The sequence below is a fragment of the Lysobacter helvus genome, from assembly GCF_018406645.1.
GTDB lineage: Bacteria > Pseudomonadota > Gammaproteobacteria > Xanthomonadales > Xanthomonadaceae > Noviluteimonas > Noviluteimonas caseinilytica.
Window position 1 is genome coordinate 1,625,294 of record NZ_AP024546.1, and the last position, 18,460, is coordinate 1,643,753.

The 18,460-nt window shown below is 67.3% G+C and carries 19 protein-coding genes; 14 read left to right on the forward strand and 5 right to left on the reverse strand.

What is annotated here, in order from left to right; translation table 11 throughout:
- The first annotated feature begins 18 nt into the window (after nt 1-18).
- Complete coding sequence (locus LYSHEL_RS07985) at nt 19-912, forward strand: DMT family transporter (protein WP_244858708.1); 894 nt, start codon at nt 19-21, stop codon at nt 910-912.
- A 50-nt stretch (nt 913-962) separates the two neighbouring features.
- Here the strand turns inward: LYSHEL_RS07985 and LYSHEL_RS07990 are convergent, their stop codons facing one another.
- Complete coding sequence (locus LYSHEL_RS07990) at nt 963-1,604, reverse strand: OmpW/AlkL family protein (RefSeq protein WP_213437429.1); 642 nt, start codon at nt 1,602-1,604, stop codon at nt 963-965.
- Nucleotides 1,605-1,802: 198 nt separating this feature from the next.
- The gene (locus LYSHEL_RS07995) at nt 1,803-2,057 is read right to left on the reverse strand and encodes a hypothetical protein (RefSeq protein ID WP_213437431.1); all 255 of its coding nucleotides are present in this window, start codon (nt 2,055-2,057) and stop codon (nt 1,803-1,805) included.
- A gap of 179 nt (nt 2,058-2,236) precedes the next feature.
- Here LYSHEL_RS07995 and LYSHEL_RS08000 point away from each other — a divergent pair, with 179 nt between their 5' ends.
- The 12 genes from LYSHEL_RS08000 to LYSHEL_RS08055 all read left to right on the forward strand — a co-directional run bounded on the left by LYSHEL_RS08000 (nt 2,237) and on the right by LYSHEL_RS08055 (nt 13,828).
- Nucleotides 2,237-3,001: a DUF2884 family protein gene (locus tag LYSHEL_RS08000; RefSeq protein ID WP_213437712.1), complete on the forward strand. Its 765-nt coding sequence runs from the start codon at nt 2,237-2,239 to the stop codon at nt 2,999-3,001.
- A gap of 162 nt (nt 3,002-3,163) precedes the next feature.
- Nucleotides 3,164-4,606, forward strand: a complete 1,443-nt coding sequence (locus tag LYSHEL_RS08005; RefSeq protein WP_213437432.1) for a dihydrolipoyllysine-residue acetyltransferase — start codon at nt 3,164-3,166, stop codon at nt 4,604-4,606.
- A gap of 40 nt (nt 4,607-4,646) precedes the next feature.
- Entirely contained in the window at nt 4,647-6,464 is a 1,818-nt protein-coding gene (gene lpdA, locus LYSHEL_RS08010; protein WP_213437434.1) for a dihydrolipoyl dehydrogenase, read from the forward strand.
- A 291-nt stretch (nt 6,465-6,755) separates the two neighbouring features.
- Nucleotides 6,756-7,124: an ATP synthase subunit I gene (locus LYSHEL_RS08015; protein WP_213437436.1), complete on the forward strand. Its 369-nt coding sequence runs from the start codon at nt 6,756-6,758 to the stop codon at nt 7,122-7,124.
- Between the two features lie 10 nt (nt 7,125-7,134).
- Nucleotides 7,135-7,962, forward strand: coding sequence for a F0F1 ATP synthase subunit A (gene atpB / locus LYSHEL_RS08020; protein ID WP_213437438.1), 828 nt, complete (start codon nt 7,135-7,137; stop codon nt 7,960-7,962).
- Between the two features lie 79 nt (nt 7,963-8,041).
- Nucleotides 8,042-8,311 (forward strand): F0F1 ATP synthase subunit C, encoded by a 270-nt coding sequence (atpE, locus tag LYSHEL_RS08025; RefSeq protein ID WP_213437440.1) that lies wholly within the window; start codon nt 8,042-8,044, stop codon nt 8,309-8,311.
- Nucleotides 8,312-8,399: 88 nt separating this feature from the next.
- Nucleotides 8,400-8,873 (forward strand): F0F1 ATP synthase subunit B, encoded by a 474-nt coding sequence (locus LYSHEL_RS08030; RefSeq protein WP_213437442.1) that lies wholly within the window; start codon nt 8,400-8,402, stop codon nt 8,871-8,873.
- Between the two features lie 10 nt (nt 8,874-8,883).
- Nucleotides 8,884-9,420: a F0F1 ATP synthase subunit delta gene (locus LYSHEL_RS08035; RefSeq protein WP_213437444.1), complete on the forward strand. Its 537-nt coding sequence runs from the start codon at nt 8,884-8,886 to the stop codon at nt 9,418-9,420.
- Between the two features lie 49 nt (nt 9,421-9,469).
- Nucleotides 9,470-11,020 (forward strand): F0F1 ATP synthase subunit alpha, encoded by a 1,551-nt coding sequence (atpA, locus tag LYSHEL_RS08040; RefSeq protein ID WP_213437445.1) that lies wholly within the window; start codon nt 9,470-9,472, stop codon nt 11,018-11,020.
- Nucleotides 11,021-11,049: 29 nt separating this feature from the next.
- Nucleotides 11,050-11,913 carry a F0F1 ATP synthase subunit gamma gene (gene atpG, locus LYSHEL_RS08045; RefSeq protein WP_213433336.1) on the forward strand — a complete coding sequence of 288 codons (864 nt, stop codon included), beginning with the start codon at nt 11,050-11,052 and terminating at the stop codon, nt 11,911-11,913.
- Between the two features lie 51 nt (nt 11,914-11,964).
- Nucleotides 11,965-13,365, forward strand: coding sequence for a F0F1 ATP synthase subunit beta (gene atpD, locus LYSHEL_RS08050; RefSeq protein ID WP_213433337.1), 1,401 nt, complete (start codon nt 11,965-11,967; stop codon nt 13,363-13,365).
- Between the two features lie 37 nt (nt 13,366-13,402).
- The gene (locus LYSHEL_RS08055) at nt 13,403-13,828 is read left to right on the forward strand and encodes a F0F1 ATP synthase subunit epsilon (protein WP_213433338.1); all 426 of its coding nucleotides are present in this window, start codon (nt 13,403-13,405) and stop codon (nt 13,826-13,828) included.
- Between the two features lie 62 nt (nt 13,829-13,890).
- Here LYSHEL_RS08055 and LYSHEL_RS08060 read toward each other — a convergent pair whose 3' ends face one another.
- Nucleotides 13,891-14,274: a GtrA family protein gene (locus LYSHEL_RS08060; RefSeq protein ID WP_213433340.1), complete on the reverse strand. Its 384-nt coding sequence runs from the start codon at nt 14,272-14,274 to the stop codon at nt 13,891-13,893.
- Nucleotides 14,275-14,369: 95 nt separating this feature from the next.
- Here LYSHEL_RS08060 and glmU point away from each other — a divergent pair, with 95 nt between their 5' ends.
- Complete coding sequence (gene glmU, locus LYSHEL_RS08065; RefSeq protein ID WP_213433342.1) at nt 14,370-15,743, forward strand: bifunctional UDP-N-acetylglucosamine diphosphorylase/glucosamine-1-phosphate N-acetyltransferase GlmU; 1,374 nt, start codon at nt 14,370-14,372, stop codon at nt 15,741-15,743.
- A 4-nt stretch (nt 15,744-15,747) separates the two neighbouring features.
- On the opposite strand, the gene LYSHEL_RS08070 is transcribed toward glmU, so the two are convergent.
- Nucleotides 15,748-17,007, reverse strand: coding sequence for a sensor histidine kinase (locus tag LYSHEL_RS08070; RefSeq protein WP_213437714.1), 1,260 nt, complete (start codon nt 17,005-17,007; stop codon nt 15,748-15,750).
- 109 nt (nt 17,008-17,116) lie between these two features.
- A complete protein-coding gene (locus tag LYSHEL_RS08075; RefSeq protein WP_213433344.1) occupies nt 17,117-18,460 on the reverse strand; it encodes a sigma-54-dependent transcriptional regulator in 1,344 nt (447 codons plus the stop codon).

Below are 18,460 nucleotides of genomic sequence, written 5' to 3' on the forward strand. Positions count from 1 at the left end.
TGCCGCAAGCTGTCGCGCATGGACGCGTCGCTCCCCCACGACACCCGCCGCCTGCGCGCGGTGGGCCTGATGCTCGCCGCCGTCGCGCTGTTCGCGGTGATGGACTCGATGCTCAAGCTGCTTTCGGCGCACTACCCGGCGTTCCAGGTGGCGACGCTGCGCGGTGCCTCGTCGTTGCCGCTGGTGCTGGCGTGGGCGGCGGCCACCACGGGCCTGCGCCCGTTGTTCCAGGTGCGCTGGTCGTTGCACCTGCTGCGCGGCGTGCTCGGCATCGCGATGATGGCGAGCTTCGTCTACGCGCTGCGCTCCCTGCCGTTGTCGACGGCGTATTCGATCTTCTTCGTCGCCCCATTGCTGATCACCGCGTTGTCCGTGCCGTTCCTCGGCGAACACGTCGGCCCGCGGCGCTGGACCGCGATCGCGATCGGCCTGGTCGGCGTGCTGGTGGTGTTGCGACCGACGGGCGAGGGCGTGTTGAGCATGGCCGGCGTGGCCGTGCTGTTCGCGGCGTTGTCGTACGCGGTGTCCGCGATCACCGTGCGCCTGCTGGCGAAGACCGACACCATCCAGGCCATGATGGTCTGGCTGCTCGCGCTGATGGCGCTCGGTGCAGGCGTGCTGGCGATTCCCGACTGGCAACCGGTGCAGCGCGAACACTGGCCGCTGATCGCGGGCCTGGGCGTGGCCGGTGCGCTGGGGCAGTACGCGATCACGCTCGCGTTCAAGTGGGGCGAGGCGTCGTTGATCGCGCCGCTGGAATACACCGCCCTCGTGTGGGGCGTCGCGCTGGATCTCGCGCTGTGGGGCGTGCTCCCGGACAAGGTCACGTGGATCGGCGCGGGCATCATCGTCGCTAGCGGCCTCTACCTGCTGCGACGCGAAGCGGTGCACGTGGAATCGGAGCATCCGTAAAAGAGAACGGGCCCGAAGGCCCGTTCCCGTGTCACTGCGTGTGCGGGCTTTTAGAAGCGCGCACCCACGCCCACGCCCACCACGATCGGATCCAGCTGCAACTGGCCCACCTTGGCGCCGTTGACCGTCACGTCCGAATCGCCCTTCATGTAACGCGCATCGGCACGCGCGAACCACGTGTCGGTGATGTTGAAGTCAGCACCCACGGTCGCGATCGCGCCCTTCGGCGTATCGAAGCCGACGTGCTGGCCGCCCGCGACGGTGGGGTCGAACGTCTCGCTGTCGATGTTCGCCTGGTAGTAGCCCAGGCCCACGAACGGACGGATCGGCTGCGCGGCGTTGCCGAAGTGGTACTGGCCGCTCACCGCGATGGGCTGCTGCTTGATGGTGCCGTGGCCGGTGGAAAGATTCACGTCGTGCGCGTACTTGTCGGGCGTGCCCCACAGTTCGACGCCGACGTTGTCGTTGACCATCCACGTACCGCTCAACGTCGCGGCGCCCTTGCCGTCGAGGTCGACGGCGCTGCCACCCACGTTGCCGGGGTTGGACTTCGGGATCATGTGCGAATAGCCGACCGTCGCGTTGAAGCGCTTCGGCGCGGTGGTGGTCGCATCCTGCGCGAAGGCGGCCGGTGCGATGGCAAGCGCCGCGGCGATGGCAAGGGTTCGGGTATTGAAGAAGTGGTGCTGCATTGCGTTCTCCTCGTAAGTGTTCTTTGGAGCCCCGGGGAGATGGGGCGGCGCCATCCTCGGGGACGGCGCATGAACACCAACGGGTGATGCGTGCAGCGTGTTGCGGATGCGGCGCGGATTTTCACCGCGCCATGAAGTGGATGACGCATCGTTCAGCGCGGGGCGCGTGCATGGACGCGCGCTTCACGCCGCTATCGATCACGCATCCTCGGGCGGAATGCCTTTCACCACGATCGTGTCGAACTGCACGTGGCGGAACGATGCCACGTGCGCGTGCACTTCGATCGCGGCCAGCTCGGCCACCGGCTGCATCGCGTTGGCGACGAGGGCGGTGTCTTCGCAGGCGATGTAGGCAGGCGCGTTCGCCGGGGCCGAATACGCACCGAATCCGCCGACGACCAGCAGGCTGACTGCCATCACGCCGCGCCACAGGACATGTTGGATGGAATACATGACGGCACCTCTGCGTGGCTGGGGGGTTGCCACGCCATGGAAGATGCGCCGATGCGACGCTTGGTTGCAGTGGTGGAAGTGACCATGACGAGAGTCATGCCACCCACCGGCACGTGCCGATCCGGCACGCGGGTTGCATGATGCGTCCCACGAAGGGAAAAGAGGTTGCACGGATGAAGATGCCCGGCACGAAGAAAGCGTTGTGCGTTGCAGCGGCCATTGGCCTGTCCGCCGCCAGCCTGGCGGCCAGCGCGAAGGATTTCGAGTGCAAGGTCGACAGCGACTACGACCTCAGCATCACCCCGAAGTCCGTCATCCTCACCCGCAACATCGGCACGCCGAAAGCGATCGTCATGCGCAACGGCCGCCTGTTCATCGATGACAAGTGGGTGACGCTCTCCAGCCAGGACAGCGCCCGCATCGCCGAATACGAGAAGCAGGCGCGCGCCACCATGCCGCTGGCGCAGGCCATCGGCCGCGATGCCGCCGATATCGCATTCACTACGCTGGGCGAAGTGGCCGCCGGCTTGAGCGCCACGCCGGACGAGACCCGCGCGCACCTCGCGAAGGCCCGCGCGCAGATCGACGTGCGCCTCGCGCGCTCGGTCACCGCAAATCGTTTCAACGGCAACGATCTCGGCAAGGGCATCGCCGACGCCATCGGCGAAGCGCTGCCGGTCGTCATCGGCGACATCGTGGGCGGCGCGATCGGCGCGGCCTTCAGCGGCGACACCGCGCGCATCGACCGGCTGAACTCGATCGACAAGGAGGTCGAGCGCCGCGTCGAACCGCGCGCCAAGCTGCTGGAAGCCCGCGCGGAACAGCTCTGCCGCCGCATGGAAGCACTCGACGAGATCGACGATGCGCTGGCCTTCCGCCTCCCCGGTGGCGATCGCCTGGACCTGCTGGACGCCAAGGTGGACATCCGCGAAGCCAAGCGCTGATCCCGAACCCCCGGCGCCGCCCCACGCGGCGCCTTCAACTCCCGTGCCCCCACGCGGGAGTTTTTTTATGGGCGTGAAATCCTCGGCGTGAAGCACTGCGGTTGGCGCACCGCGCCTTGGCGGCCACAATAGCCGTCCTTTCTCCACCCCCGCGGAATCGCCATGGCCGACCCCAAGGAAGCGCGCGTCCCCGACATCGGCGGTTACGACGACGTCCCCGTGATCGAATTGCTCGTTGCCGTCGGCGACGTGGTGAAGCAGGACCAGGGCCTGGTCACGCTCGAATCGGACAAGGCGACGATGGAAGTGCCGGCGCCGTTCGCGGGCAAGATCGTCGAGCTGAAGGTCAAGGTGGGCGACAAGTTGTCGGAAGGCAGCGTGGTCGCGTTGATCGAACCGGCCGGTGAAGCGGCCGCGGATGCAAAGCCCGCCGCGGAAACGAAAGCCGCACCGGCCGCTGCGCCGACGCCGCCGGCATCGAAGCCCGCTGCCGAAACCGGCGAACGCGTCGAACCCGTGGCCGCTTCCACGCAACCCGACAACATCGCGAAGCAAAGCATCGCCGCCGCGCCGTCCACGACGATCGCGCGCGCCGCGCTCGACGACAAGCCCGGCATCGATGCCGAAGCGCTGCCGCCGCGTTCGCCGCCGGTGGCGTTCGATGCCGAAGGCCTGATGCCGGGCAAGGTGCCGTTCGCCAGTCCCGCGGTGCGGTTGTTCGCGCGCGAACTCGGCGTCGACTTGTTGCAACTGCAGGGCACGGGCCCGAACGGCCGCCTGCTCAAGGAAGACGTGCAGCAATACGTGAAGCGTGCGTTGGCCGGCGGTGGTGCACCGGCCGCGGGCGCTGCGCATGCCGGCGGTGGCTTGAACCTGCTGCCGTGGCCGCACGTGGACTTCTCGAAGTTCGGCGAGACCGAAGTCAAGCCGCTCACGCGCATCCAGAAGATCTCCGGCGCCAACCTCGCGCGCAACTGGGCGATGATCCCGCACGTCACGCAGCACGACGATGCGGACATCACGGACCTCGAAGCGCTGCGCGTCGCGCTCAACAAGGAAAACGAGAAGGCGGGCCTCAAGCTCACGATGCTCGCCTTCCTGATGAAGGCCAGCGTGTCCGCGCTGCAGAAGTACCCGAACTTCAACGCGTCGCTCGATGCGGCCGGCGAGAACCTCACGCTGAAGAAGTACTTCAACATCGGCTTCGCGGCCGATACGCCGAACGGCCTCGTGGTGCCCGTGGTGCGCGACGTCGACAAGAAGGGCGTGCTGCAGATCGCGAAGGAAACCAGCGAACTCGCCGCCAAGGCGCGCGACGGCAAGCTGGGCCCGGCGGAGATGAGCGGCGGGTGTTTCTCGATCAGCTCGCTGGGCGGCATCGGCGGCACCAGCTTCACGCCGATCGTCAACGCACCGGAGGTCGCGATCCTCGGCGTGTCGAAGTCCGCGATGAAGCCGGTGTGGGACGGCAAGCAGTTCGCGCCGCGCCTCATCCTCCCGCTGTCGCTGAGCTACGACCATCGCGTGATCGACGGCGCGGCGGCCGCGCGCTTCACGGCGTACCTGGCGCAACTGCTCGGCGACATGCGCCGCGCGATGTTGTGATCCATCGCCAGACCCCACTGCTGTTGAATAAGGAACGTTGATGGCCACCCGCACCGAAGTGAAGGTCCCCGACATCGGCGGTTACGACGACGTCCCCGTGATCGAATTGCTCGTTGCCGTCGGCGACGTGGTGAAGCAGGACCAAGGTTTGGTCACGCTCGAATCCGACAAGGCGACGATGGAAGTGCCCTCGTCGGTGGCGGGGAAGATCGTCGAGTTGAAGGTGAAGGTCGGCGACAAGCTGTCGGAAGGCAGCGTCGTGGCGATCGTGGAAGCGGAAGGCGCGAGCGAAGCGCCGGTGGCTGCGAAGGCCGACGCGCCCGCGAAGGCTGCGGCGCCCGCGCCCGCGAAGCCCGCACCCGCCGCCGCACCGCCGGTGACGCCGTCGCCTGCCGCGCCCACGCAACCCGCCGGCCCGGCACCCGCCGCCGCGTCGGGCCGCAAGGCCGACATCGAATGCGCGATGGTCGTGATCGGCGCGGGCCCCGGCGGTTACAACGCCGCGTTCCGCGCGGCCGACCTCGACATGGACACCGTGCTCGTCGAACGCTATGCCGCGCTCGGCGGCGTGTGCCTCAACGTGGGCTGCATTCCGTCGAAGGCGTTGCTGCATGCCGCGGCCGTGATCGACGAAGCGGCGCACGCGAAGGATTTCGGCATCGAATTCGGTGCGCCGAAAATCACGCTCGACACGCTGCGCAAGTACAAGGACAAAGTGGTCGGCCAGCTCACGAAGGGCCTGGCCGGCATGGCGAAGCAGCGCAAGGTGCGCACGGTGCAGGGCACGGCGAAATTCGTCTCGCCCAACGAACTGGAAATCACGGGCGAGGGCGGCACGCAGCTGCTGCGCTTCCAGCACTGCATCATCGCGGCCGGATCGCAGCCGGTGAAGCTGCCGGGCTTCGACTGGAACGACAAGCGCGTGATGGATTCCACCGACGCGCTGGAACTGGCGGAAATCCCGAAGACGCTGCTCGTCGTGGGCGGCGGCATCATCGGCCTGGAAATGGCGACGGTGTTCCGCGCGCTCGGCAGCGAAGTCACCGTCGTCGAATTGCTCGATCAACTGATGCCGGGCGCGGACCTGGATCTCGTCAAGCCGCTCGCCGCGCGCCTGAAGAAGCAGGGCGTCAACGTGCACCTCAAGACGAAGGTCACGGCGAGCGAGGCGAAGAAGGACGGCATCTCGGTCACGTTCGAAGGCGAGGGCAAGCCCGCGCGCACGACGTTCGACCGCGTGCTCGTCGCCGTGGGCCGCAGCGCGAACGGCAACAAGCTCGATGCGGCGAAGGCCGGCGTGCAGGTCACCGAGCGCGGCTTCATTCCCGTCGACAAGCAGATGCGCACGAACGTGCCGCACATCTTCGCGATCGGCGACCTCGTCGGTAACCCGATGCTCGCGCACAAGGCGTCGCACGAAGGGCGCCTGGCCGCGGAAGTCGCCAGCGGCATGAAGCGCGAGTGGGTCGCGCGCGTGATTCCGTCGGTGGCGTACACCGATCCGGAAATCGCGTGGGTCGGCGTCACCGAAGCGGAAGCCGCGGCGAAGGGCCTGCACGTGGGCACGGGCAAGTTCCCGTGGGCCGCGAGCGGGCGCGCGATCGGCATCGATCGCACCGAAGGTTTCACCAAGCTCGTGTTCGACGAGGCCACGCATCGCGTGATCGGCGGCGGCATCGTCGGCGTGCATGCAGGCGACCTCATCAGCGAAGTCGCGCTGGCGATCGAGATGGGCTGCGAAGCGGCGGACATCGGCGCGACCATCCATCCGCATCCGACGCTGAGCGAATCCGTCGGCATGGCGGCCGAGGTCTACGAAGGCACCGTCACCGACCTGTACGTGCCGAAGAAGAAGTAACCCCGGACAAGGCGAAGCCCCGACGCTTCGAGCGCCGGGGCTCCGGGAGCCTGCCGCGAGGACCGACGAGGAAGTAGCGACGGGCTCGACGGAAACTGACCGGGCCGGTGCCGAAAGGTTCAAGCCGCACCGGCCGCTTTCGCGCCCGGGGGCGCAATCCGCTACCTAACCCCATGTTTTCGCGCGGTTCCGGCGGTTGCCGGGGGTGCGGGCCGACCGCTATACTTTCGCGGCTTCGCGGAGCCGTTTGCTGTCCGCGGCATCTTCGCCACCTCCCCCGGATCCACGCGCGTGCTGAATTCCGTCGCCGCGGGCCGCCGGCTGGCGCAGCGTACGGCCGCCCTGCAAGGCGCCGTCACGCTCGCGACAGCGCTGGCCTGCCTGCTGTCCGGCCGCGAGGCCGCGCTCGGAGCCGGTGTCGGCGGTGCAGCGATGACCCTGGGCAGCCTCGTGGCGGCGCTGGGTGCGTTCGGCGGCGGCGTGTCCACCGCGGGGCTGGCGCTCGGTCGCCTCCTGGTGGGGATGGCCGCGAAGTGGGTCGTGGTGTTCGCCGGGTTGTTCCTGGCGATTGGCGTCTGGCACCTCCCGCCATTGGCGGTGCTGGCCGGCGCGGCATCCGCCGCGGTGGCCTTGCTGGTGGCAACGAAACTTTGGGCATAGAGGAAGCGGCGTGAGTCCTGAAAAGAGCAGCGGTGGCCTGACCGAATACATCGTCCATCACCTCACGCACAACGTGGTGCCGGTGAATGGCGACGGCTTCCATTTCGACTCGTGGCTCATCGCGCTGGCCGTGGGCCTGCTCGGCTGCTTCCTGCTGTGGTCGCAGGCGCGCAAGGCGACGTCGGGCGTGCCGTCCAAGGCGCAGGCGCTGGTCGAGATCGTCGTCGAGTTCGTCGACAGCCAGGTCAAGGACACCTTCCACGGCGATCGCCGCTTCATCGCGCCGCTCGCGCTCACCATCTTCGTCTGGGTGTTCTTCATGAACGCCATGGACCTGCTGCCGCTGGATCTCATCAGCGGCGCCGTCACGGCAACCGCCGGCCCCGAGGCCGCGCACCACTTCAAGTTCCGCATGGTCCCCACGGCCGACGTCAACACGACGTTCGCGCTGTCGATCACCGTGTTCTTCCTGATCATCTTCTATTCGATCAAGGCGAAGGGCGGCTGGGGCCTGACGAAGGAACTGTTCACCGCGCCGTTCCATGCGCACGGCACGATCGCGAAGATCGTCCTCGCGCTGCCCAACCTCTTCCTCAACCTCGTCGAATACCTGTCCAAGCCGGTGAGCCTGGGCATGCGACTGTTCGGCAACATGTACGCGGGCGAGCTCGTGTTCATGCTGATCTCGGGGTTGTTCCTGTCGTGGATCACCTTCCCGTTCGGCGTGGCGTTCAACACCGCCTGGGCGATCTTCCACATCCTGATCATCGCGCTGCAGGCCTTCATCTTCATGGTCCTGACCGTCGTGTACCTCGCGATGGCCCACGAGCACCACTGATTTCGCACCACGCTCCACTCGCAACACCACACCGCTTTCGCTTCAACCTTCCTCAAGTACTGTCATCCGGAGATCCACCATGGAATTCATCGCCAACGTCCAGGGCCTCACCGCCGTCGCCATCGGCATCATCGTCGGCCTGGGTGCCCTCGGCGCCGCCCTCGGCATCGGCATCATGGGTTCGAAGTTCCTCGAATCCGCCGCGCGCCAGCCGGAACTCGTCCCGATGCTCCAGGGCCGCATGTTCCTGCTCGCCGGCCTGATCGACGCGGCGTTCCTGATCGGCGTCGGCGTGGCGATGATGTTCGCGTTCGCCAACCCGCTGCTCGCGGCGCTGCAGCAGGGCTGATCCATCGCGCGGGCCTCGTGCCCGCGTCGATGTGCAACGGGTGTCGCGGCATCGTGCCGCGGCGCCTAAACGATTCGCAGGGCATGAAATGAATCCGACCTACACCACCTTGCTCGGCCAGATGTTCACGTTCGCGATCCTCATCTGGTTCACGGTCAAGTTCATCTGGCCGCCGATGATGAAGGCGATCGAAGACCGCCAGCAGAAGATCGCCGAAGGTCTCGCCGCCGCCGATCGCAGCCAGAAGGACCTTGCGCAGGCGCAGGACAAGGTCAACGAAGAGCTGAAGAAGGCACGCACGCAGGCCAACGAGATCATCGACCAGGCCCACGCGCGCGCCAACCAGATCGTCGACCAGGCGAAGAACGACGCGATCGCCGAAGCCGGCCGCCAGAAGGCGCTCGCCGACTCGGAGATCTCCGCCGCCGCCAACCGCGCGAAGGAAGACCTGCGCAAGCAGGTGTCCGCGCTCGCCGTCTCCGGCGCGGAAAAGCTGCTCAAGCGCGAAATCGACGCCAGTGCCCACAAGGCGCTGATCGACGACCTCGCCGCGCAGCTGTAAGGAACGCACGATGACCCAGGCCCTGACCCTCGCCCGTCCCTACGCCCGCGCAGCGTTCTCGCTCGCGCGCGATGGCGGTGCGCTCGCCGGCTGGTCCGACGCGCTCGGCTTCGCCGCGCGCGTGGCCGCCGATCCGCAGGTTGCCGCGTTGCTGGGCCACCCGGGCCTGACGACCGACGACGCGATCGGGCTGCTGCAGCCGGCGCAGTCCACGATCGACAACGACGCGTTCTCGCGCTTCATCGGCCTGCTGGCCGACAACCGCCGCCTGCCGTTGCTGCCGGAAATCGCCGGGCTGTTCGACGAACTGCGCTTCGAGGCCGAACGCGTCGTCAAGGCACGCATCACCTCGGCCACGGCACTGCCGGCCGCCGAGCTCGAAACCATCAAGGTCGCGCTGCGCAAGCGCTTCGGCCGCGAAGTGGATGTCGAGACCGCGGTCGACGCCGACCTGATCGGCGGCGCCGTCATCGACGCCGGCGACGTGGTCATCGACGGTTCGTTGCGCGGCCAGCTCGGCCGCCTGCAAGCCGCACTGTCCAACTAAGAATTCATTTGCTCAGCCCGCGGCAACGCGGGCAACCAGGGAAACCGACATGGCAACCACGCAGCTCAACCCGTCCGAAATCAGCGAACTGATCAAGACCCGCATCGAGAAGGTCAAGCTCGCTGCCGAAGCGCGCAACGAAGGCACCGTCACCTCGGTGTCCGACGGCATCGTGCGCATCCACGGCCTGGCCGACGTGATGCAGGGCGAAATGATCGAGCTGCCGAACGCCACGTTCGCGCTCGCCCTCAACCTCGAGCGCGACTCCGTCGGCGCCGTGGTCCTGGGTGACTACGAACACCTGCGCGAAGGCGACGTCGCCAAGACGACCGGCCGCATCCTCGAAGTGCCGACCGGCCCGGAGATGCTGGGCCGCGTGGTCAACGCGCTGGGCGAGCCGATCGACGGCAAGGGCCCGATCGACAACAAGACGTCCTCGCCGGTGGAAACCATCGCCCCGGGCGTGATCTGGCGCAAGTCGGTGTCGCAGCCGGTGCAGACGGGCTACAAGTCCATCGACGCCATGATCCCGATCGGCCGCGGCCAGCGCGAGCTGATCATCGGCGACCGCCAGACCGGCAAGACCGCGGTGGCGATCGACGCGATCATCAACCAGAAGCATTCCGGCGTGAAGTGCATCTACGTCGCGATCGGCCAGAAGAACTCCACCATCGCCAACATCGTGCGCAAGCTCGAAGAGTTCGGCGCGATGGCGTACACCACCGTCGTCGCCGCCTCGGCGTCCGAATCGGCCGCGATGCAGTACATCGCGCCGTACTCGGGCTGCACGATGGGCGAATACTTCCGCGACCGCGGTGAAGACGCGCTGATCGTGTACGACGACCTGTCGAAGCAGGCCGTGGCCTACCGCCAGATCTCGCTGCTGCTGCGCCGCCCGCCGGGCCGCGAAGCGTACCCGGGCGACGTGTTCTACCTGCACTCCCGCCTGCTCGAGCGCGCCGCGCGCGTGTCCGAGGAGTACGTGGAAAAGTTCACCAACGGCGCCGTCAAGGGCAAGACCGGTTCGCTCACCGCGCTGCCGATCATCGAAACCCAGGCCGGCGACGTGTCCGCGTTCGTGCCGACCAACGTGATCTCGATCACCGACGGCCAGATCTTCCTCGAGACCGACCTGTTCAACGCCGGCATCCGCCCGGCCGTGAACGCCGGCATCTCGGTGTCGCGCGTGGGTGGCGCGGCGCAGACCAAGATCATGAAGAAGCTCTCGGGCGGCATCCGCATCGCGCTCGCCCAGTACCGCGAGCTGGCTGCGTTCGCGCAGTTCGCCTCCGACCTGGACGACGCCACGCGCAAGCAGCTCGAGCGCGGCCAGCGCGTGACCGAACTGATGAAGCAGAAGCAGTACGCGCCGATGTCGGTGGCCGAGCAGTCGCTGTCGATCTACGCGGTCGACAAGGGCTACATGGACGACGTGGCGATCCACAAGATCGGTGCGTTCGAAGCCGCGCTGCACGCGCACTTCGCCAACACCCTCGGCGACACGCTGTCGCAGATCAACGCCTCGGGCGACTGGAACGACACGCTGGAAGCGTCGTTCAAGAAGGGCATCGAAGACTTCAAGTCGACGGGCACCTGGTAAGCGGTCGCACGTAGACGCAGGAGAGAGAGATGGCAGGCGGTCGCGAAATCAAAACCAAGATCAAGAGCGTGCAGAACACCCGCAAGGTGACGCGCGCGCTCGAAATGGTCTCGGCGTCCAAGATCCGCAAGGCGCAGGAACGCATGAAGGCCTCGCGCCCGTATGCGCGCGCGATGAAGCAGGTGATCGGCCATCTCGCCCAGGCGAACTCCGAGTACCGCCATCCGTACCTGGTGCAGCGCCCGAACGTGAAGCGCGTGGGCTACATCGTCGTCTCGTCCGACCGCGGCCTGGCCGGCGGCCTGAACAACAACCTGTTCCGCAAGTTGCTGGGCGAGTTCCGCCAGTGGCAGGACCAGGGCGTCGAGGTCGACGTGGTCACGATCGGCCAGAAGGCGTCGGTGTTCTTCCGTCGCCTCAAGGTCGGCATGCTGGCCTCGGTCACGCACCTGGGCGACCAGCCGCACGTCGAGCAGCTGGTGGGCGTCATCAAGGTGATGCTGGACCACTACACCGACGGTTCGGTCGACAAGGTGTTCCTGGCGTACAACGACTTCGTCAACACGATGACGCAGAAGGCGACGTTCGATGCGTTGCTGCCGCTGCAGGCGTCGGAGACGCAGGTCGCCAAGCACGACTGGGACTACCTGTACGAACCCGACGCCGAGACCGTGCTGGAGCACGTGCTCACGCGTTACATCGAATCGCTGGTGTACCAGGCGGTGCTCGAAAACGTGGCCTCCGAACATGCCGCGCGCATGGTCGCGATGAAGGCCGCGTCCGACAACGCCACCAAGCTGATCGGCACGCTGAACCTCGTCTACAACAAGGCGCGCCAGGCAGCGATCACGCAAGAGATTTCCGAAATCGTGGGCGGCGCCGCCGCGGTCTGATCCGCGCGCGCTTCCCGAGAGACATTACGAGTTACTACTGAGGCTTAGGCTATGAACCAGGGCAAGATCGTTCAGATCATCGGCGCGGTCGTCGACGTCGAATTCCCCCGCGAAAGCGTGCCGCGCGTGTACGACGCGCTGAAGGTGCAGAACACCGCGATCACGCTGGAAGTCCAGCAGCAGCTCGGCGACGGCATCGTGCGCACCATCGCGCTCGGTTCGACCGACGGCCTGAAGCGCAACCTGATCGCCGACAACACCGGCCGCGCCATCTCGGTGCCGGTCGGCGCCGGCACGCTGGGCCGCATCATGGACGTGCTCGGTTCGCCGATCGACGAAGCCGGCCCCGTGCAGGCGTCGGACCATTGGGAAATCCACCGCGCCGCCCCGTCGTATGAAGACCAGGCCGCGGCCAACGAGCTGCTGGAAACGGGCATCAAGGTCATCGACCTGATGTGCCCCTTCGCCAAGGGCGGCAAGGTCGGCCTGTTCGGCGGCGCCGGCGTCGGCAAGACCGTCAACATGATGGAACTGATCAACAACATCGCCAAGGCGCACGCGGGCCTGTCCGTGTTCGCCGGCGTGGGCGAGCGTACCCGCGAGGGCAACGACTTCTACCACGAGATGAAGGACTCCAACGTCCTCGACAAGGTGGCGATGGTGTACGGCCAGATGAACGAGCCGCCGGGCAACCGCCTGCGCGTCGCGCTCACCGGCCTGACGATGGCCGAGTACTTCCGCGACGAGAAGGACGCGTCGGGCAAGGGCAAGGACGTGCTGCTGTTCGTCGACAACATCTACCGCTACACGCTGGCCGGTACGGAAGTGTCGGCGCTGCTCGGCCGCATGCCGTCGGCGGTGGGCTACCAGCCCACGCTCGCCGAGGAAATGGGCGTGCTGCAGGAACGCATCACCTCCACCAAGACCGGTTCGATCACGTCCATCCAGGCCGTGTACGTCCCCGCGGACGACCTGACCGACCCGTCGCCGGCCACCACGTTCGCGCATCTCGACGCCACCGTCGTGCTGTCGCGCAACATCGCCTCGCTGGGCATCTACCCGGCGGTCGATCCGCTCGACTCCACCTCGCGCCAGCTCGATCCCAACGTGATCGGCAACGAACACTACGACACCGCGCGCCGCGTGCAGTCCACGCTCCAGAAGTACAAGGAGCTCAAGGACATCATCGCGATCCTCGGCATGGACGAACTGTCCGAAGAAGACAAGCAGGCCGTGTCGCGCGCCCGCAAGATCGAGCGCTTCTTCTCGCAGCCCTTCCACGTCGCCGAAGTGTTCACCGGTTCGCCGGGCAAGTACGTCCCGCTGAAGGACACGATCCGCGGCTTCAAGGCGATCGTGGACGGCGAGATGGACCACCTGCCGGAACAGGCGTTCTACATGGTCGGTGGCATCGAAGAAGCCGTCGAGAAGGCGAAGAAGATCGCCGCGTAAGCGACGGTCTTCCCTGTAACGAACGAAGGAACACCCGATGGCATCCACGATCCGCTGCGACATCGTCAGCGCCGAAGCCGAGATCTTCCACGGCGAAGCCGAACTGATCGTCGCCACCGGCGAGCTGGGCGAGCTCGGCATCGCGCCGAAGCACGCCCCGCTGATCACGCGCCTGAAGCCGGGCAAGGTCGTCGTGACCCTGCCGGGCGGCGAGAAGCTGGACTTCGCGATCTCCGGCGGCATCCTCGAGGTGCAGCCGCAGGTGGTGACGGTCCTGGCCGACACCGCGATCCGCGCGACGGACATCGACGAAGCCGCCGTGCGCACCGCGAAGGAAGAAGCCGAACGCATCCTCGCCCGCCGCGGCGAACCGATGGAACTCGCCGAGGCGCAGCAGCGCCTGGTGGAAGCCACGGTGCAGATGCAGGCGCTGGAGCGGTTGCGCAAGACGCTCAAGCACTGATCGCACGCTGCATGCGACATCGAACGACGCCGGCCTCGCGCCGGCGTTTTTCGTTTGCGCGGTTACTTCTTGTAGACCCAGTGCCGCGAGAGCAGGAACCCCACCACTCCCAGCACGCCCTCGACCGCCGGCTTTGCCAGCTGCGCCCACTTCAAGCCCAGGTGGTCGTCGATCACGCCCATGGAGAGCGTGCTGACCGTCGTCGTGCCGATCCACATCACGATGAAGCGCACCAGCTGCGTGCGGCCGACCTCGGTCTCGTCGCCGGCGAAGGTGAGCTTGCCATTGAGCCAGTAGCCGAGCATCGCGCCGGCCACGCGGCCGAGGATGTTGGCCAGTTCCACCGCCATGCCCCAGTTGCTCAGGAGCACCATCACGCCCCAGTCGACGAGCCATTGGAGCCCGCCGATCAACAGGTAGTGGCGTGCGTGTCGACCCAGGGTCATCGGGCACCGCGTGATGGGAAGGCGACGCATCCTAGCAGCGCGCGCCGCTAGAATCCGGCAACGCGACCGCCATGCCCCAAGGACCTGCACGCCCGATGAGCGCTCCCCTGCACGTTGTCATCCTCGCTGCCGGCGAAGGCAAGCGCATGAAATCGAGCCTGCCCAAGGTGCTGCAGAAGATCGGCGGCAAGCCGATGCTCGCGCAGGTGATCGCCACCGCGCGCAGCCTGTCGCCCGCCGGCGTGCACGTGGTGTACGGGCATCGCGGCGACCAGGTGCTCAAGGTCTTCGCCGACCAGCCGGACCTCGTGTGGGCCGAACAGGCGCAGCAACTCGGCACCGCGCACGCGGTGCAGCAGGCGATGGCCAACGTGCCCGATGGTGCGCACGTCCTCGTGCTGTACGCCGACGTGCCGCTGATCACCGCGCAGACCTTGCGTCGCCTGCTCGAAGCGCCGGGGCGCCTGTCCGTGCTCGCCGCCGAACTCCCCGATCCCGCCGGCTACGGCCGCATCCTGCGCGACGCCGAAGGCCGCGTCGCCTCGATCATCGAACACAAGGACGCCGACGACGACCAGCGTGCGATCCGCCTGGTCAACACCGGCGTCATCGCCGCCGAATCCACCGCGCTCAAGCGCTGGCTGGCGCGCGTGTCCAACGACAACGCGCAGGGCGAGTACTACCTCACCGATGTGTTCCGCGAAGCCGCGCAGGAATTCAGCGCCGCGGAAATCGTGATTGCCACCGACCCGCTGGAAACCGAAGGCGCCAACGATCCCTGGCAGCTCGCCCAGCTCGAACGCGCGTTCCAGTTGCGCCAGGTGCGCGCGCTGTGCGTGGAAGGCGCGCGGTTCGCCGACCCGGCGCGCGTGGACATCCGCGGCGAGGTGTACGTGGGCCAGGATGTCGAGATCGATGTCGACGTGGTGTTCGAAGGCCGCGTGATGCTGGGCGACGGCGTGCGCATCGGCCCGTTCTGCCGCATCAAGGACGTCGTGCTGGCCTCGGGCACCGAAGTGCGCGCGCATTGCGACCTCGACGGCGCGCGCACGGAAGGCGCGGTCACCATCGGCCCGTTCGCGCGCCTGCGCCCCGGCACCGTGCTGGCCGACGGCGTGCACGTGGGCAACTTCGTCGAGACCAAGAACGCGAAGCTCGGCGTCGGCAGCAAGGCCAATCATCTGACCTACCTCGGCGATGCGGTCGTCGGCAGCGCGGTGAACATCGGCGCCGGCACGATCACCTGCAACTACGACGGCGTGAACAAGTCGACGACCACGATCGAGGACGGCGCCTTCATCGGATCCAACAGCGCGCTCGTCGCGCCGGTGACGATCGGCAAGGACGCGACGATCGGTGCGGGCTCCGTGATCACCAAGCGCGCCCCCGACGGCAAGCTGACGATCGCGCGCGGCAAGCAGGAAACGATCGAGGCGTGGCAGCGGCCGGTGAAGAAGCCGAAGGACTGACGCGTCAGACCGCGTCGGGCAACACCATCGCCACGCACAGGCCGCCGCCGTCGCGATTCAACAGCGCGATGCGGCCGCCATGCGCTTCCGCGATCTCGCGTGCAAGCGCGAGGCCCAGCCCGGTACCGTGGCGCTTCGTCGAATAGAACGGCAACAACGCATTCGCGAGCACCGCTTCGTTCATGCCGGTGCCGCGATCGAGCACTTCGATGCGCCACGAGCCCGGAAGGTGCTTCAGCCCCAGCACCACTTCACGCGGGGACGATCCTGATTCGTGCGCGTTCTTGAGCAGGTTGAGCAGGCACTGCTCCAGCTGCGCCGCATCGAAGCGGCCGATGCCCGCTTCGGCCGGGCCGTCGTACACGAATTCCACCTGCGAACGCAGCTGCGCGACGAAGCGCTTCCAGTCCACGGCTTCCAGGCGCGGCGCCGGCAACTTGGCGAACCGTGCGTAGTCGCGGATGAAGCCTTCGAGATGCCGTGCGCGATCCTCGATCGTGGCCAGTGCATTCGGCAGCCGTTCCAGCTGGCCGCGCTTGAGCAGTTCCGCGCCGGAATGCGCGAGCGAGGCGATCGGCGCCAGCGAGTTGTTCAACTCGTGGCTGATGACGCGGATGACCTTCTTCCACGTCTGCACTTCCTGGCGCCGCAATTCCGCGGTGAGCTGGCGCAGCAGGATGAGTTCGTGCTTGCGGCCGTTCAACCGGAACGCGCGGCGCGCGAGGTGGTAGATCTCTTCGCTGTCGTCCTCGCCGACGGTGAACATGCCGTCACCGCCGCGCTGCAAGGCTTCGCGCAAGGCCTCCGGCGAGCGCGCCAGCAGGTCTTCGAACGACTGGCCTTCGAGCTTGCGTCCTTCGCCCAGCAACTTCCGCGCGGCGAGGTTGGCGTGGACGATGCGGCGATGCGGGTCGACCAGCATCATGGCCACCGGCGTGTGCTGCACCATCGTGTCGAGCAGCAGCTCGCGCTGCACGAGCGCCAGGCGCTGGTCGCGCAACGCATCGCCGAGGTGGTTGTGCGCGGCGACCAGCTCCTCCAGGTCCACCGAGCCCTTCCACGACAGGCCGAACCCGAAGTCGCCGTCGCGATAACTGGCGACGGTGCCGCTCAGCGCGCGGAACAACGCATGCATCGGCCCGAACGCGCGCCGCACGTGGTACCAGAGCACCGGCAGCAACACGAGCGCAGCCAGCGCGATCGCCTGCCACGGATTGTCGAGCACCGTGAGGAACCACAACGCCAGCGATGCGGCCGCGACCATGTACGCGGCGGCGAGCACCGTCACCGTGGTCGCCAACGGCAGGCGCCGCGCCCAGCCCCGGTGTTCACGCAGGTGCGTGACCGGTTTGCTGGCCGCGGGGCGCGCGTCGTCAGTCACGCTTGATCCCGAGGCGGTCGAGCCTGCGGTACAGCGCCTGCCGCGACATGCCGAGTTCTGCGGCCGCCTGCGCGAGCACGCCGTTCGCGCGATCCAGCGCCGATTCGATCGCGGCGCGGTCGGGTTCGTCGGCGGCGGCGACATTGTTGGTCGAATCCGCCGGCACCGGCAGGCCGAGTTCGTTCGCGGTGATCTCGTCGCCGCGCGCCAGCAACGCCGCGCGTTGCAGCGTGTTGCGCAATTCGCGCACGTTGCCCGGCCACGCATGCGCGAGCAACGCACGCTCCGCACCGTCGCCCAGGCGCTTGCCCTGCGGCAGGAAATGGCGCGCGAGCGGCAGGATGTCGTCGGGCCGCTGCGCGAGCGGGAGCAGTTTCAGTTCGATCGCATTGAGGCGGTAGAACAGGTCTTCGCGGAATTGCCCGGCGGCGATGCACGCCGGCAGGTCCGCGTTGGTCGCGCTGACCACGCGCACTTTGACTTCGCGCTCGCGGTTGCTGCCCAAGCGCTGGAAGCGGCCGGTCTCCAGCACGCGCAGCAACTTCACTTGCCCTGCGAGCGGCAGCGTGCCGATCTCGTCGAGGAACAGCGTGCCGCCGTCGGCGGCTTCGAACTTGCCTTCGCGCGCCTTGTTCGCACCGGTATAGGCGCCGGCTTCGGCACCGAACAATTCCGCTTCGATCAGCTCGCCCGGCAACGCGCCGCAGTTCACCGCGACGAAGGGGCCGTTCCGCACGGCGGAGTTGGCGTGGATGATCTCGGCGTACTTTTCCTTGCCGGTGCCGTTCGGTCCGCTGACCAGCACGGGAAGATCGGAACGCGCGACCTGGCACGCCAGCGTCAGCAACGCTTCGCTTGCCGCGTCGGCGAACACGAGACCGCGCAGGTCGTACTCGCGCAGCAACGCATCGCGACGCCGGCGTTCGCCACGCTTGTGGCGTTGCAGTTCGTCGCGCGTCTGCGCGAGTTCCAGCAGGTTGTTGACCGTGGCCAGCAGCTTGCGGTCGTCCCACGGCTTGGCCAGGTAATCGGCGGCGCCGGCCTTCACCAGGTCGACCGCGGATTCCAGGTGCGTCCACGCGGTGAGCAGGATGACCGGCAAGTCCGGATGGCGCTCGCGGATCGCGCTGAACAACGCCACGCCTTCCTCGCCCGACGTCGTGTCGGCGTGGAAGTTCATGTCCTGCACGACGAGGTCGATGGCTTCGCGCGCGAGCAGCGCCAGGCCGTCGTCCGGCGTGGTGACCGACCGCGTGTCCAGGTCGTGCAGCGAGAACAGCGTTTCGAGCGCCGTGGCGACCGCGGGGTTGTCGTCGATGACGAGGATCGTGGGCAT

Excerpts from the sequence above, each read along its gene's own strand:
- LYSHEL_RS07985 (WP_244858708.1), top strand. The coding sequence starts at position 19 with ATGGACGCGTCGCTCCCCCACGACACCCGCCGCCTGCGCGCGGTGGGC.
- LYSHEL_RS07990 (WP_213437429.1), bottom strand. The coding sequence starts at position 1,604 with ATGCAGCACCACTTCTTCAATACCCGAACCCTTGCCATCGCCGCGGCG.
- LYSHEL_RS07995 (WP_213437431.1), bottom strand. The coding sequence starts at position 2,057 with ATGTATTCCATCCAACATGTCCTGTGGCGCGGCGTGATGGCAGTCAGC.
- LYSHEL_RS08000 (WP_213437712.1), top strand. The coding sequence starts at position 2,237 with ATGCCCGGCACGAAGAAAGCGTTGTGCGTTGCAGCGGCCATTGGCCTG.
- LYSHEL_RS08005 (WP_213437432.1), top strand. The coding sequence starts at position 3,164 with ATGGCCGACCCCAAGGAAGCGCGCGTCCCCGACATCGGCGGTTACGAC.
- lpdA (WP_213437434.1), top strand. The coding sequence starts at position 4,647 with ATGGCCACCCGCACCGAAGTGAAGGTCCCCGACATCGGCGGTTACGAC.
- atpE (WP_213437440.1), top strand. The coding sequence starts at position 8,042 with ATGGAATTCATCGCCAACGTCCAGGGCCTCACCGCCGTCGCCATCGGC.
- LYSHEL_RS08030 (WP_213437442.1), top strand. The coding sequence starts at position 8,400 with ATGAATCCGACCTACACCACCTTGCTCGGCCAGATGTTCACGTTCGCG.
- LYSHEL_RS08035 (WP_213437444.1), top strand. The coding sequence starts at position 8,884 with ATGACCCAGGCCCTGACCCTCGCCCGTCCCTACGCCCGCGCAGCGTTC.
- atpA (WP_213437445.1), top strand. The coding sequence starts at position 9,470 with ATGGCAACCACGCAGCTCAACCCGTCCGAAATCAGCGAACTGATCAAG.
- atpG (WP_213433336.1), top strand. The coding sequence starts at position 11,050 with ATGGCAGGCGGTCGCGAAATCAAAACCAAGATCAAGAGCGTGCAGAAC.
- atpD (WP_213433337.1), top strand. The coding sequence starts at position 11,965 with ATGAACCAGGGCAAGATCGTTCAGATCATCGGCGCGGTCGTCGACGTC.
- LYSHEL_RS08055 (WP_213433338.1), top strand. The coding sequence starts at position 13,403 with ATGGCATCCACGATCCGCTGCGACATCGTCAGCGCCGAAGCCGAGATC.
- LYSHEL_RS08060 (WP_213433340.1), bottom strand. The coding sequence starts at position 14,274 with ATGACCCTGGGTCGACACGCACGCCACTACCTGTTGATCGGCGGGCTC.
- glmU (WP_213433342.1), top strand. The coding sequence starts at position 14,370 with ATGAGCGCTCCCCTGCACGTTGTCATCCTCGCTGCCGGCGAAGGCAAG.
- LYSHEL_RS08070 (WP_213437714.1), bottom strand. The coding sequence starts at position 17,007 with ATGGTCGCGGCCGCATCGCTGGCGTTGTGGTTCCTCACGGTGCTCGAC.
- LYSHEL_RS08075 (WP_213433344.1), bottom strand. The coding sequence starts at position 18,460 with ATGCCCACGATCCTCGTCATCGACGACAACCCCGCGGTCGCCACGGCG.